The organism is Lysobacter sp. DMC97 (assembly GCF_056313745.1).
This window is the reverse complement of the sequence record NZ_JBQUZR010000003.1, coordinates 106,354-119,296: the sequence shown is the minus strand read 5'-3', so window position 1 is coordinate 119,296 and position 12,943 is coordinate 106,354. Positions and strand designations below refer to the sequence as shown.

Here is a 12,943-nt window from a genome sequence, read left to right as displayed (position 1 = left end):
CCGTGCGCGGCGCGGACCGGGCCGGGATTCGTGCGGGACTCGCGCGGAATTTACGCGGAATTTACGCCGGACCCGGGATCGCCCGCTTCCGACTTTACGCACCGCGGCGGGAGACTGCGCGCCTCTCCCGCCACGCGCCGCCATGGACATCGCCCCTTCTCCGCAGGCCACCGCGCCCGCCGCTCCGCGCGACGGGCATGGCGGCCGCTTCGGCGCCCTCATGCTGGGCGCGATCGGCATCGTCTACGGCGACATCGGCACCAGTCCGCTGTACACCCTGAAGGAAGCCTTCTCGCCGCACTACGGCGTGGCAGCGGACGCCGCCGGCGTCTGCGGCATCCTGTCGCTGATCTTCTGGTCGCTGGTCGTGGTGGTCACGGTGAAGTACGTCACCGTGATCATGCGCGCCGACAACGACGGCGAGGGCGGCATCATGGCGTTGACCGCGCTGGTCGCGCGCGGCCTGGCGCCCGGCTCGCGCGGCGCCTACGTCGTCGGCCTGCTCGGCGTGTTCGGCGTGGCGCTGTTCTTCGGCGACGGCGTGTTGACGCCGGCGATCTCGGTGCTGTCGGCGGTCGAGGGCCTGGGCGTGGCCGCACCGGGCCTCTCGCATTGGGTCCTGCCGGTCACCGTCAGCGTGCTGGTGCTGCTGTTCCTGCTGCAACGCTTCGGCACCGAGGTCGTGGGCCGTGCGTTCGGCCCGGTGGTGCTGGTGTGGTTCGCGGCGCTGGCGGCGATCGGCGTGCACAACATCATCGGCCATCCCGAGGTGCTGCAGGCGCTGGACCCGCGCTGGGGCGCGCGCTTCTTCGCGGCGCACGGCTGGCACGGGCTGATCATCCTCGGCGCGGTGGTGCTGGCGGTGACCGGCGGCGAGACGCTGTACGCGGACATGGGCCACTTCGGCCGGCGCCCGATCACCGTCGCCTGGAACGCCATCGTGCTGCCGGCGCTGACGCTCAACTACTTCGGCCAGGGCGCGCTGCTGCTGCGCGATCCGTCGGCGGTCGCGAATCCCTTCTACCTCGGCGTGCCGGCCTGGGCGCTGTATCCGATGATCGGCCTCGCCACCGCGGCGACGGTGATCGCCTCGCAGGCGGTGATCAGCGGCGCCTACTCGGCCGCGCGCCAGGCGATGCTGCTGGGCTACCTGCCGCGGATGGGCGTGCGCCACACCTCGCGCGAGACGCTCGGCCAGATCTACGTGCCCGCGGTGAACTGGCTGCTGATGATCGCGGTGATCATCACCGTGCTGGGCTTCGGCGACTCGACGTCGCTGGCCACCGCCTACGGCGTGTCCGTCACCGGCACGATGCTGATCACCAGCCTGCTGCTGATCGTGCTGGTGCGCATGCGCGGACAGGTGGCCGCGTGGGCGTTCTGGCCGGCCGCCGCGCTGTTCCTGCTGGTCGACCTCGCCTTCCTCGCCGCCAACCTGGCGAAATTCAAGGACGGCGCGTGGTTCCCGATCGCGATGGGCGTGGCGATGTTCGCGGTCATGCGCACCTGGGCTCGCGGCCGCGCGATGCTGCACGCCGAGCTGCGCAAGGACGGCGTGCCGCTCGCCGACTTCCTGCCCGGCCTGCGCCTCTCGCCGCCGGTGCGCGTGCCCGGCACAGCGGTGTTCCTCACCGGCACGCCGGGCATCGTGCCCAAGGCGCTGCTGCACAACCTCAAGCACAACAAGGTGCTGCACGACCGCAACGTGCTGCTGACGGTCGAGACGCTGCCGATCCCGGTCGTGCCGATCGCCCGGCGGCTGTCGTTCTCGCGGATCGACGACGATTTCCTGCGCGCGACCGTGCGCGTGGGGTTCATGGAATCCCCGGACGTGCCGCTGGCGCTGATGCGTTCGTGCGACCGCGGCGGGCCGGCGTTCGATCCGATGGACACCACCTTCTTCGCCAGTCGCGAGAGCGTGCTCGCGCCGCCGCGTCGCGGCATGCCGCAATGGCGCGACCGCGTGTTCGCGTTCCTGCATCGCAACGCTGCGCCGGCCAACGAGTTCTTCCGCATCCCCGCCACGCGGCTGGTGGAGCTGGGCACGCCGGTGGAGATCTGAGCGGATCGCACACCCGCATCCGCGTTCACGCGGGCATCGGCAGCATCCGCTCCAGCGACGCGGGCCGGCCGAGGTAATAGCCCTGGCCGTATTCGACGCCGAGCCCGGCCAGCGCCCTGAGCTCGCGTTCGGTCTCCACGCCTTCGACGACGATGGTGGCGTTGGTGCCGCTGGCAAAGGTCTGGATCGCCGACACCAGCGTCTGCCGGCGCAGGTCGCTGTCGATGCCGCGGGTGAGCGAAATGTCGAGCTTGATGATGTCCGGCGACACGTGGAGGATGTGCCGCAGCGAGGCGAAACCGGCGCCCGCGTCGTCGATGGCGACCATCACGCCGCGCGCCTGCAGTTCGCGCAGGCTGGCGCACAGCCGTTCGTAGTCGGCCACGGTGGTGTGTTCGGTGATCTCGACGATCACCCGCTCGGCGGCCTGACCGGACATCAGCGCGCGGAACTCGTCGGAGACGATGGTGTCCGGCGACGCGTTGATCGACAGCCGGCAGGGCTGCGGCACGTCTTCGAGCCGGGCCAGCGCGAGGCGCACGGCCTCCATCTCCAGCGCCAGGCCGAGGCCGACGTCCGCCGCCTGCGCGAACCAGACATCGGGCGTCGGCGTGCCCGAAGGAAAACGCGACAGCGCCTCGTACGCGAACACGTGCCCATCGACGAGCGACACGATCGGCTGGAAGACCATGTCCAGCGCGTGGTCGCGGATCAGCACCCGGATGCGCGCGGCGAGATCGGACTTCTGCTGCTCGGCCTTGTGCTCGGCCGCGAGATGGCCGCGGTATTCGCTGAGCAGATCGGAATAGCCCAGCGCGTGGCCCAGCGCCGCACCGACCAGCGCCGCCATCATGCGCATGGTGCGCACGTCGGGGGCGCGATAGGCGCGCGGATACGGCGACAGCACCTTGAGCACGCCGAAGGGCTTGTCCTCGTACACCAGCGGCGTCACCAGCATCGAACGCAGGCCGACGCGCCGGCAGGCTTCGCGATTCACGCGCGGGTCTTCTTCGGAATCGTCGCAGCGCAGCACTTCGTTGCGGGCGATGCACAGCCCCGACATGCTGCCCTGCGCACGCAAGCGCAGGCCGACCTGCCCTTCGGCGGAACCGCTCGCGACCCAGTAGACGAAATCCTCGCCGTCGAGGATCTCGACGACGGCACCGGTGGAGCGGGTGAGTTCGCGCGCGCGACGGATGACGGCGTTCACCACCTGGTTCGGATCGTGCGCGAGCAGCACGATCTCGTTCTGTGCCGCGATGATGCGGGCATACAGCCCGCCATGCCGGCCGAGCGAAGGACCCGCATCCGCGCCCTTGTCGTCCTGCGCGGGATCGTCCTGCACGTGCGGATCCTCACGCCTGGGTAAAGACTCCTTGCCCATGCCCTGCCCCGTCCGTCCGCGATGATGGCGCGATTGCGACATCCTTGCGCGACAGATACCCCTTGCCGGAAAGCGCGTCAAGGCATGCGCAGGATGCAATGTGCACGAATGCGTCGAATGATCCCGCAAGCAAAGGCAGCGTCAATGAGGATGGCGCACACGATCGATTCCATGCGCGAATTCTCGGGAAAAATGAACTGCGCTCACGGCGCGATCGACGCGTTCGATGGCGCTCTCGATGGCGCTTTGGATGACGACCTGGATGGCGATTCCGGTGGCGCCCGGAATCGCATCATCGCTTCCAGTCGTCACGCGGCCCTTTCGCCAGCCACGGCCGCGTTTCCCCCATGCGGCGCTTCATGGGCGGCTCGCCCGACAGCGGCGGCCATCCCGTCCGCGACGCCTCCGGATACGTCTTCGACGCATCCATTTTCCATCGCGTGCCAGCCAGCCAGAATCGGAAATGACGCACGAATCTCTTCAGTGGACTCGTCAAGATCTGCATCGATGAATCCTGTTCCCGGCACCTGTTGGCCCGACGAACTCAGGCGGCGACTGCGGGTGCGGAGCGCAGGCCCCGGCGAAGATCGTGCGCGTCGGGTTCATGCGAGTGGATACGCATCCCGCTGATCATGCGCCCGATCCCGGGCCAGCGCGGCCGGTTGGCGCGTTCATTCATGCCCCGTACCGCATCACGACGTACCGTGATCATCCATCGCATGCGCCACGCACCGGACATCCGCACATGAAAGTGGAAAAGCGGCATCGCTACGTGAGCGATTCAGGACCGCATGCGACCCGGCACGACGACACCGTCACGGTGCTCGCGAGCGCGGCGCATGAAGACATGCCTGCATGCTCCGCATCGAGATGCATCGACGTGGCACAGGCGTCCGACACCACCTCACGTGAACGCATTCCGCCGAGCGCGCCGGGATAACATCGGAATAACAATCGGAGGCGCACCCTGCATGGGCATTACGACGCAAGGTCGTAACGGCCACTCAGCCGCGGCGCATCCGCGAACCCCACGCAACTGAGCCTTCATGCCCGCCCTCCTGGCGGGTCGCGGTTTCGGCCGCCCCCGGATCCTGCGCGATCGCGTCCTGCGCCATCGCCGATCCCACTCGAAAGGCCATTCTCGAATGAATACCAACACGCCCACCACCGCCGCCAACGCCGGCGCTGCCGCCAATTCCGGCGCCTCCGTCACCGCCATCGCTCCCGGCAGCCTGAACATCGTCGACACGATCGCCGCGAACGACACGTTCAAGACCTTCGGCACCGCCCTGCGGCAGTCGGGCATGAACGACGTGCTCCGCGGCACCGGTCCGTTCACCGTCTTCGCCCCCACTGACGCCGCGTTCGCCAAGCTGCCCTCGGGCCAGCTCGATCGCCTGATGAAGCCCGAGAACAAGGAAGAACTCTCCTCGCTGTTGAACTACCACGTCGTGAAGGGCCGCAAGCTGGCGTCCGACATCGGCAAGTGGGATTCGGCCCGCACCGTCAACGGCCAGTCGGCGCCGATCAAGCTCACCGACGGCAAGGTCAGCATCGACGGCGCGCAGGTGACCTCGGCCGACATCGGCTCGAGCAACGGCGTCATCCATGGCATCGACAAGGTGAACATCCCCACCAAGTCGTGACCCACGGCGTTACACCAAGGAAAACGGCGGGCATTGCCCGCCGTTTTTTTGCGTGGCCGCCGGGGCGGCACGGGCCGCGCTCAGTGCGCCGCGGCCGGCGTCGCCTCCTTCGCGGGCGCATCGGTCGTGGCCGGCTTCGCGTTCTTCACGAATTCGTCCAGCCATGCGTCGCTTTCGGCGAGCATGTGCAGGATCGATTCGCGGGCGCGGTACGCATGCGCTTCCTTCGGCAGCATCACCAGCCGCGCGGTGCCGCCCAGTCCCTTCACCGCGGCGAACATGCGCTCGCTCTGGATCGGGAACGTGCCGCTGTTGTTGTCGTCCTCGCCGTGGATCATCAGCAGCGCATCCTTGATGTCGTTGGCGTAGTTGAACGGCGACATCGTCTGGTAGGTGTCGCGCGCGTCCCAGAAGTTGCGCTCCTCCGACTGGAAGCCGAACGGCGTCAGCGTGCGGTTGTAGGCGCCGCTGCGCGCGATGCCGGCCTTGAACAGGCGCGTGTGCGCGAGCAGGTTCGCGGTCATGAATGCACCGTACGAATGCCCGCCGATCGCGATGCGGTCGCGGTCGGCCACGCCGCGGCGCACCACTTCGTCGACCGCGGCCTCGGCATCGGCGACGAGCTGCGGCACGTAGGTGTCGTTCGGTTCCTTGCTGCCTTCGCCGACGATCGGCATCGACGGGTTGTCGAGCACCGCGTAGCCGCGCGCGAGGAACGGCAGCGGGCCCCAGTAGCTGATCGCGTTGAAGCGGTACGGCGACCCGGTGACCTGCGACGCGGCCTCGGCCGATTTGAACTCGGCCGGATAGGCCCACAGCAGCGTCGGCAGCGGCTTGTCGCGGCCCGGCCTGAAGCCCGGCGGCAGGTAGAGGTTCGCGGTGAGCTCGACGCCGTCGCGGCGCTTGTAGCGGATCTGCTCCTTCTTCACGTCGCGCAGCTGCGGCGTGGGATGCGGGAAGTGCGTCAGCGCCACCGGCTTCGCCTTGCCGCCGAGGTCGAGGCGATGGAAGTTCACGGGCTCGGTCGGCGACTCGCGGGTGATCAGCACCTGCTTCGCGTCGTCGTCGAGCAGCGCGACCACGTCGCTGTAGGTCGGCGCGGCGGAACGGAACAGCCGCTGCTTGGTGTTGGTGTCGAGGTTCCAGCGATCGAGGAACGGGCGGTCGCCTTCGGGCGAGGCGCCGTCGCCGATGAGGTACAGGCTCTTGCCATCGGACGAGAAGCGCAGGCGCGGGAAGCCGTTGTCGTCGCGCTCGGCGACCGGCGTGCCGGGATCGCCGTAGCGGTCCTCGCTGGAACCCTCGAACAGCAGCGCCGGCGCGGTAGCCGGCGCATCGGGCGCCAGCCGCCAGGTCTTCACCTTGCGCGTCTTCCACCAGAACTCGCTGAGCAGCGCGACGTCGCCGCGGCCCCAGGCGATGCTGGCGACGCGGCTGCCGACCTTCGCCAGCGACACCGGCGGCGCATCGAACGGCGCCGGCTGCATCAACACTTCGTCGCGCACCTCGGCCGGCTTCGCGGGATCACCGCCGTCGCGGGCCTCGGTCCACACCAGCGTGGCCGGCGCATCGCTGCGCCAGTCGATGTCGCGCACGCCGGTGGGCACGGCGTCGTTGCCGCTGGGCAGGCCTTCGAACAGCGGCAGCGTGGCGACGGTGTGCAGCGGCTTGCCGTCGAGATCGAGCACCGCGATGCGGCGCGGGAAGTACTGCCACGGCACGACGTAGGAGAACGGCCGCTCGAGCGTCTCCGCCAGCAGGTGCCGGCCGGCCGGCGACGGCGACAGCCCGACGTACAGGCCCGGTGCGCCGATCTCGCGCACCGCGCCGTCCACGCCGACCAGCGCCGGCTGCACGCGCAGGTAGTGCTCCAGCACCTGCGCGTCGTGTTCGTCGTGCAGCATGTCCTGGTAGGTACGGATCTGGCGCACCGCGCCCTTGCCGCGGGTCTCCTGCGTGTTGGGGCCGGCCGGCACCACGCTGTCCGGCGGCGGTCCGCCCTGGCCCGTGCGCAGGTTCACCAGCAGGTGCTTGCTGTCCGGCATCCAGGTCACGTTGCCGCGCACGGTGTTGAGCGGGCGATCCAGCAGCTTGCGCGCGGTGTGCGCGGCCACGTCGACCAGCCACAGCGTGTTCGCGCCCGAGTACGGGTCCTGCTGGTTCAGCGCGAGGTATTTCTGGTCGGGCGACCACGACACCGCCGCCAGCGACAGCGGCTGCGGCAGCCCCTGCAGGCGGATCTCGCGGCCGCTGGCCACGTCCATCAGCCACAGGTCGCTGGCGAAGGAGAACCGGCTGGGCGCGTAGGTCCGCGGGTTGATGCGCAGCCCGGCCAGGCGCAGCTCCGGTTGCGCCACCAGCGCGATCGACGGCAGCGGCGGCACCTGCTGCAGCGCGAGCAGGTCGCGGTGCGGGCTCAGCGCCACCTGCGGCGCCCGCGGGGCGTCGACGATCGCCTTCAGCTCGGCCACGGGCTCGCGGTAGCCGCCGGCGGGCTGCGCGGCGGCGGCCTGCGCACCGGCGGGCGGCGCGACCAGCACCGCCGGCGCGGCCAGGGCCACGGCCAGCAGCAGCGGCAGGGCGAGCCGGCGCAGCGCCGGCAGACGGACAGGGGACGGACGATGGGGCATGGCGGCGGGACTCCCGGGATTCGGCCTGAGGCGACCGCCCATCCTCGCCGCCGTTCGTCGCCGGGCCATGCGCCACAGGTCATGGCGGCGGATCGATTCATCGTTCCATCGCGAGAAAGCGATAGAATGCCGGCCCTGCCCCCGCCGAGGGGCGCTGCAAGCCCGGCAGGACGCCCGCGCGTCCCGTGTCCGGGATCAGGCTCGGCGGGCGGTCACACCGCAACAACGGCGCCCGTTCACTGTCCCCCCATGGGACACACGACGGAGAACCGCATGAACGCACAGGTCAAACCCATCCAGGACCACAAGGTCGCCGACATCGGCCTGGCCGACTGGGGCCGCAAGGAAATCGAGATCGCCGAGCACGAGATGCCGGGCCTGATGTCGATCCGCCGCAAGTACGCCGAGAGCAAGCCGCTCAAGGGCGTGCGCGTCACCGGCTCGCTGCACATGACCATCCAGACGGCCGTGCTGATCGAGACTCTGAAGGACATCGGCGGCGACGTCCGCTGGGCGTCCTGCAACATCTTCTCGACCCAGGACCACGCCGCCGCCGCCATCGCCGCCACCGGCACCCCGGTGTTCGCGTGGAAGGGCGAGACGCTGGAGGAATACTGGGACTGCACGCTCGACGCCATCACCTTCCCGGGCGGCAAGGGCCCGGAGCTGGTCGTCGACGACGGCGGCGACGTCACCCTGCTGATCCACAAGGGCTACGAGCTGGAAAACGGCAGCGACTGGGTGAACACCCCGTCGGGCTCGCATGAAGAGCAGATCATCAAGAACCTGCTCAAGCGCGTCGCCAAGGAGCGCCCCGGCTTCTGGACCACCGTGGTCAAGGACTGGAAGGGCGTCTCCGAAGAGACCACCACCGGCGTGCACCGCCTCTACCAACTGGCCGAACAGGGCAAGCTGCTGGTCCCGGCGATCAACGTCAACGACTCGGTCACCAAGTCGAAGTTCGACAACCTCTACGGCTGCCGCGAGTCGCTGGCCGACGGCCTGAAGCGCGCGATGGACGTGATGCTGGCCGGCAAGGTCGCCGTCGTCTGCGGCTACGGCGACGTCGGCAAGGGCTCGGCGCACTCGCTGCGCGCCTACGGCGCCCGCGTCATCGTCACCGAGATCGACCCGATCTGCGCGCTGCAGGCGGCGATGGAAGGCTACGAGGTGAACACGGTCGAGGACACGCTGGGTCTGGCCGACATCTACGTCACCACCACCGGCAACAAGGACGTGATCACCTACGACCACATGCTCGGCATGAAGGACCAGGCGATCGTCTGCAACATCGGCCACTTCGACAACGAGATCCAGGTCGACCGCCTCAACACCAGCGGCGCCGAGAAGATCAACATCAAGCCGCAGGTCGACAAGTACAAGCTGCCGAACGGCCGCGAGATGTTCCTGCTGGCCGAAGGCCGCCTCGTGAACCTCGGCTGCGCCACCGGCCACCCGAGCTTCGTGATGTCGAACTCGTTCTCGAACCAGACCCTCGCGCAGATCGACCTGTGGGCGAACAAGGACTTCTACTCGCCGAAGGTCTACATCCTGCCGAAGAAGCTGGACGAGGAAGTGGCGCGCCTGCACCTGGAGAAGATCGGCGTGAAGCTGACCACGCTCACCGCGCAGCAGGCCGAGTACCTCGGCGTGCCGGTGCACGGCCCGTTCAAGCCGGAGCATTACCGCTACTGATCGCGGCGTTTCCTCCGCGATGCTTCACCACGACGGGCGCTTCGGCGCCCGTCGTCGTTTGCGCCCCTTCCGTTTTTCGTAGGAGCGACGTGAGTCGCGACCTCATGGCGCGTCGGGTCGCGACTCACGTCGCTCCTACAAGAGCAGGCAGTCGCCGCCCGTTGGCCTTCGTCCGCCGCGATTCCCGTTCATCCAGAGCCGGCGTCGCCGGTTTCGGTCCGACAGTCGCGGACCGGGCAGCGCATCGAGGGAGGAACGGAATGATCAAGCACGCATCGTGGGCCCACGGCAACGCCGTGGTGACGGAACTGCCGAGCGGCCTGCTGGTCCGCCACTGGGGCTGGGGCACCGAAATGCAGTTCACCTTCAATGCCGGGCAATCGCCGCCGCCGGCGTGGGCGCACATCCCGATCCCGACGCCGGTGATCGTCAATGATGTGCGCCTGAAGGTCCGCACCCTGTTCCTGCTGTTCAAGACCGGCCAGCACGCGGCGATCGACAGCATCCACGTCTTCGACGGCCCGAACCGCATCCACGCCGAGGACTTCGTCAACGGCAACGGCCCCAGCCCGCTGCGTCGCACGGGCAACCATTCGACCGGCATCGACGGCCGCAACACCATCACCCTGGCCGCGGATCACGAAGTCCTCTGGGGCCTGTCGATCGCGTTCAAGATGACCCCGGTCGCGGTCACCGTGTCGTCCCCGCCGGTCGACCCCGAAGGCACCGTGCTGATCACGACCGCCGGCGCGGATTTCTTCTGATCGCGCGGAACACGCTTCGCAATGCGCGGGTCGCGACGTTGCGCGCCGGCCCGCGGCTCACTTCACCCGCCGCTTCTCCAGCTTGCGCGCCAGCGTGCGGCGGTGCAGGCCGAGCCGGCGCGCGGTCTCGGAGATGTTGAAGCCGGTCTCCACCAGCGTCTCGTGGATGCGCTCCCATTCGAGCGTCTTGATCGACGAGGTCTTGCGCACGCCGACCTCGACCTCCTCGTCGCCGGCGGCGCGCTTGAACGCGGCCTCGATGTCGTCGGTGTTCGACGGTTTCGCGAGGTAGTGCATCGCGCCGAGCTTGATCGCCTCCACCGCAGTGGCGATGCTGGCGAAGCCGGTGAGCACGACGATCAGCATGTCCGGATCGTGGGCGTGCAGGTCCTTCACCCACGACAGCCCCGAAGCGTTGCCGGCGAGCTTGAGGTCGACCACCGCGTGCGTGGGCGCGAAGCCGTCGAGCACGGTCGCCAGCGGCTCCTGCCCGGTCGCACTGCGCACCGCGTAGCCGCGACGCTCCAGCGAGCGCGCGAGCGTCCGCGCGAACGCCACGTCGTCCTCGACGATCAGCAGCCTGCGGTCATCGGTCATCGTCGCGGTCCTCGTGCATGCGGCCATCGTGGAGGTCGGCGTCGATCTCGATCGCCGCCAGCGGCAGCGTCACCGTCACCGCGGCGCCGCCCTGCGGCAGGTTGCGCACCGCGAGTCGCCCGCCCAGCGTGCGCGCCACGTTCACCGACAGGAACAGCCCCAGACCGCCGCCGGCGCGCCCCTTGGTCGAGTTGTACGGCGTGCCCAGCCGGTCCAGCACCTCGGCGTCGAAACCCGGCCCGGCGTCGCGAATCTCGATCACCAGATCGTCGTCGCAGCCGGAAACCTCCAGTTCGACCCGCGCCGGCGACACTTCCAGCGCATTGTCGAGCACGTTGAACACCATCTGCCGCAGGCCGGCGTCGGCCACGATCCACGGGTTCGGCGCGACCCGGCGCTGGTAGCGGAAATCGGCAGGATTGCTCAGCGTGCGCCACTGTTCGGCGAGTTCGTCGAGGAAGGCGTGCAGCGTGGTCTGCACCGGCGCCTCGCCGCGGGTCTCGCCAGCGGCGAGCAGGATGTTGGTGACGATCGACTTGCAGCGCGCGACCTGCGCCTGCATCTCGACGAGGTCGTGGTATATCTCCGCTTCCGACGACATCGACGGCAGGTGCTGCCAGTCGCCGAGGATCACCGACAGCGTCGACAGCGGCGTGCCGAGTTCGTGCGCGGCGCCCGAGGCGAGCAGGCCCATGCGCACGATGTGCTCCTCCTCCGCCGCACGCTGCCGCAGCTCGGCCAGGCGCGCGTCGCGCTCGCGCAGGATGCGGCCGATGCGGGTGATGAACACCACCAGCAGTGCCGCGATCAGCACGAAGCAGATCAGCAGGCCCTGCACGTAGAGGTCGGCGAGGCCCTTCGACAGGTCGACGTCGATGCGGGTGGGACTGGGCACCGCGATCAGCAGCGCCACGCTGCACGCGGTGGCGGCGGCGACGATCCAGTTGCCCGGCGGGCGCAGCAGCACGGTCGCCAGCGCGACCTGCAGCAGGAACAGGAACACGAACGGATTGGCGATGCCGCCGCCGAGGTGCAACTGGAACGCGAGCGAGGCGACGTCGACCAGCAGCGCGGCCAGCAGCGCGCCCTCCGAGACGCGGCCCGTACGCCACCACACGAACTGGCTGAACAGGTTGAACAGCGCCAGCGCCGCGAGCGTGCCGAGCATCCAGCCGAGCGGCAGCGCGATGCGCAGCCCGAAGTAGACGATCAGGATCGTGAGGAGTTGCCCGCCCACCGCGATCCAGCGCAACTGGATGAGCTGGTGCATGCCGCGCAGGCCGGCGTGCGCCTCCGAGGGCGTCGCGGACGGCCGCGGCAGCCCGCTGGCGACGGTTTCCGCGGTCGGCCGGTCGGCGGGGATGGGCTGCATGGCGGGGCCCTCTTCGTCAGCGGCCATCTTGCCCCATGCGGCGCCGCGACACGAGCAGCCGCGCGCCCGCCAGCGCCGTGAGCAGCGCCAGACCGAACCAGGTGAGCGCGTAGCCGAGGTGCGCATCGCGGAACTGCACGACGGTGAGGCCGCCGCGCGGCCAGCCGCCGGGCCGCGGGCCGGCTTCGGCGTCGACGAAGAACGGCGCGACCGACGCGGCCGGCAGCGCGCGCGTGCGGGCGATCGCGGCCACGTCGCGCGAATGCCAGCGGTCCTCGCCCGGCACGTTGCGGCGCAGGAAGCCGCCGGCCGGTTCCGACGGGCGCAGCAGGCCGACGATCTCCACCCGGTCCGCGGGCGGCGCAACGGCGCGCGCGCCCTGCGGCACGAAGCCGCGATTGACGAAGACGATGTCGCCGGCGTCGGTGCGCAGCGGCGCCAGCGACCACGCGCCCATGCCGAAATCGGTGACGGCCTGCGTGCGCGCCTCGGCGACCGGCAGGAAGGTGCCGATGACGCGGACGCGGCGGTAGCCGTCGCGTTCCTCGCTCGTGCCCGGCCATGCGGCACGCGGCGGCAGCGCGACCGGCGCGGCGTGGATGCGCGCATCCACGCGTGCGATCAGCGCGTGCTTCCACGCCATGCGCTGCAACTGCCACATTCCGAGCGCGACGAAACCGGCGAAGGCCGTCGCCAGCAGCGCGGAGAGAGCCATCGTCCACGCCGAAGGCCCGCCGCGCCGCGGCGCCGAGCGCGCGTCGTGACGGATCGTGGCGGAGACGGCCGTCATCGC

Annotated in this window: 11 protein-coding genes and 1 riboswitch; of the genes, 5 read left to right on the top strand and 6 right to left on the bottom strand. The window is 69.6% G+C overall.

The genetic code is table 11. From position 1 onward, the window contains the following. The first annotated feature begins 142 nt into the window (after window positions 1–142). Entirely contained in the window at window positions 143–2,062 is a 1,920-nt protein-coding gene (locus ACT53Q_RS06660) for a potassium transporter Kup (RefSeq protein WP_476185883.1), read from the top strand. A gap of 25 nt (window positions 2,063–2,087) precedes the next feature. Here ACT53Q_RS06660 and ACT53Q_RS06655 read toward each other — a convergent pair whose 3' ends face one another. Both ACT53Q_RS06655 and ACT53Q_RS06650 read right to left on the bottom strand, forming a co-directional pair. Then, entirely contained in the window at window positions 2,088–3,407 is a 1,320-nt protein-coding gene (locus ACT53Q_RS06655; protein ID WP_476185882.1) for a sensor domain-containing phosphodiesterase, read from the bottom strand. Between the two features lie 331 nt (window positions 3,408–3,738). Further along, on the bottom strand, window positions 3,739–3,951 hold the full coding sequence (locus ACT53Q_RS06650) for a hypothetical protein (protein ID WP_476185881.1): 213 nt from the start codon (window positions 3,949–3,951) through the stop codon (window positions 3,739–3,741). A gap of 240 nt (window positions 3,952–4,191) precedes the next feature. Between ACT53Q_RS06650 and ACT53Q_RS06645 the strand changes: the two genes are divergently transcribed. Then, window positions 4,192–4,386 (top strand): hypothetical protein, encoded by a 195-nt coding sequence (locus ACT53Q_RS06645; RefSeq protein ID WP_476185880.1) that lies wholly within the window; start codon window positions 4,192–4,194, stop codon window positions 4,384–4,386. Between the two features lie 205 nt (window positions 4,387–4,591). After that, a complete protein-coding gene (locus ACT53Q_RS06640) occupies window positions 4,592–5,092 on the top strand; it encodes a fasciclin domain-containing protein (RefSeq protein WP_476185879.1) in 501 nt (166 codons plus the stop codon). 80 nt (window positions 5,093–5,172) lie between these two features. Here the strand turns inward: ACT53Q_RS06640 and ACT53Q_RS06635 are convergent, their stop codons facing one another. Continuing rightward, window positions 5,173–7,665 carry an alpha/beta hydrolase family protein gene (locus ACT53Q_RS06635; protein ID WP_476186336.1) on the bottom strand — a complete coding sequence of 831 codons (2,493 nt, stop codon included), beginning with the start codon at window positions 7,663–7,665 and terminating at the stop codon, window positions 5,173–5,175. A gap of 197 nt (window positions 7,666–7,862) precedes the next feature. Then, window positions 7,863–7,963: riboswitch (S-adenosyl-L-homocysteine riboswitch) on the top strand. 32 nt (window positions 7,964–7,995) lie between these two features. Between ACT53Q_RS06635 and ahcY the strand changes: the two genes are divergently transcribed. Next, entirely contained in the window at window positions 7,996–9,417 is a 1,422-nt protein-coding gene (gene ahcY, locus ACT53Q_RS06630; protein WP_476185878.1) for an adenosylhomocysteinase, read from the top strand. A 260-nt stretch (window positions 9,418–9,677) separates the two neighbouring features. After that, window positions 9,678–10,181, top strand: a complete 504-nt coding sequence (locus ACT53Q_RS06625) for a DUF6623 family protein (protein ID WP_476185877.1) — start codon at window positions 9,678–9,680, stop codon at window positions 10,179–10,181. Window positions 10,182–10,238: 57 nt separating this feature from the next. Here the strand turns inward: ACT53Q_RS06625 and ACT53Q_RS06620 are convergent, their stop codons facing one another. From ACT53Q_RS06620 to ACT53Q_RS06610, 3 genes are read right to left on the bottom strand one after another with little or no spacing between them, the layout of a single operon-like run. After that, a complete protein-coding gene (locus ACT53Q_RS06620; protein ID WP_476185876.1) occupies window positions 10,239–10,778 on the bottom strand; it encodes a response regulator transcription factor in 540 nt (179 codons plus the stop codon). Beyond that, entirely contained in the window at window positions 10,768–12,150 is a 1,383-nt protein-coding gene (locus ACT53Q_RS06615) for an ATP-binding protein (RefSeq protein WP_476185875.1), read from the bottom strand. The genes ACT53Q_RS06620 and ACT53Q_RS06615 overlap by 11 nt, the downstream gene beginning before the upstream one ends. A 16-nt stretch (window positions 12,151–12,166) precedes the next feature. Continuing rightward, window positions 12,167–12,865 carry an SURF1 family protein gene (locus tag ACT53Q_RS06610; protein ID WP_476185874.1) on the bottom strand — a complete coding sequence of 233 codons (699 nt, stop codon included), beginning with the start codon at window positions 12,863–12,865 and terminating at the stop codon, window positions 12,167–12,169. Between the last annotated feature and the right edge of the window lie 78 nt (window positions 12,866–12,943).

Coding starts and splice junctions, on each gene's coding strand:
- ACT53Q_RS06620 (WP_476185876.1), bottom strand. CDS start 10,778: ATGACCGATGACCGCAGGCTGCTGATCGTCGAGGACGACGTGGCGTTC.
- ACT53Q_RS06625 (WP_476185877.1), top strand. CDS start 9,678: ATGATCAAGCACGCATCGTGGGCCCACGGCAACGCCGTGGTGACGGAA.
- ACT53Q_RS06610 (WP_476185874.1), bottom strand. CDS start 12,865: ATGGCTCTCTCCGCGCTGCTGGCGACGGCCTTCGCCGGTTTCGTCGCG.
- ahcY (WP_476185878.1), top strand. CDS start 7,996: ATGAACGCACAGGTCAAACCCATCCAGGACCACAAGGTCGCCGACATC.
- ACT53Q_RS06615 (WP_476185875.1), bottom strand. CDS start 12,150: ATGCAGCCCATCCCCGCCGACCGGCCGACCGCGGAAACCGTCGCCAGC.
- ACT53Q_RS06640 (WP_476185879.1), top strand. CDS start 4,592: ATGAATACCAACACGCCCACCACCGCCGCCAACGCCGGCGCTGCCGCC.
- ACT53Q_RS06660 (WP_476185883.1), top strand. CDS start 143: ATGGACATCGCCCCTTCTCCGCAGGCCACCGCGCCCGCCGCTCCGCGC.
- ACT53Q_RS06645 (WP_476185880.1), top strand. CDS start 4,192: ATGAAAGTGGAAAAGCGGCATCGCTACGTGAGCGATTCAGGACCGCAT.
- ACT53Q_RS06650 (WP_476185881.1), bottom strand. CDS start 3,951: ATGCAGATCTTGACGAGTCCACTGAAGAGATTCGTGCGTCATTTCCGA.